Origin of the sequence: Vibrio sp. 10N.222.55.C6, from assembly GCF_041473395.1 — a bacterium.
In the GTDB taxonomy this organism is placed as follows: domain Bacteria; phylum Pseudomonadota; class Gammaproteobacteria; order Enterobacterales; family Vibrionaceae; genus Vibrio; species Vibrio crassostreae_C.
The window spans coordinates 1-262 of sequence record NZ_JBFRSD010001049.1 but is presented as its reverse complement, the minus strand read 5'-3'; the positions used below and the strand labels follow the sequence as shown (position 1 = coordinate 262).

Here is a 262-nt window from a genome sequence, read left to right as displayed (position 1 = left end):
GTCTTCCAGTTAGTACATCTTGTATGAAAGCTTCAACCGCTGCTTCATTATTTTGTGACACCGCATCCACCAAACTTCCATGGAATCGTACACTTAAACGATCTAATTCTAATCCAATTTTAATAAGGTCTTCTGGTGTTTTACAACGCTGAATAGATAAATCACTCACTAAAAAATGATGTAATACTAAACCGTCACTTTTTTTATCGGTTATAAAGTCAAGCGCATCAATAGCATCAAACTTTGATGCTATACGCTTAAT

Annotated in this window: 1 protein-coding gene; it reads right to left on the bottom strand. The window is 34.7% G+C overall.

The genetic code is table 11. The features are described from left to right. Positions 1 to 262: hypothetical protein (locus AB4486_RS27495; RefSeq protein WP_372119970.1), on the bottom strand; the 262-nt coding region annotated here is incomplete at both ends.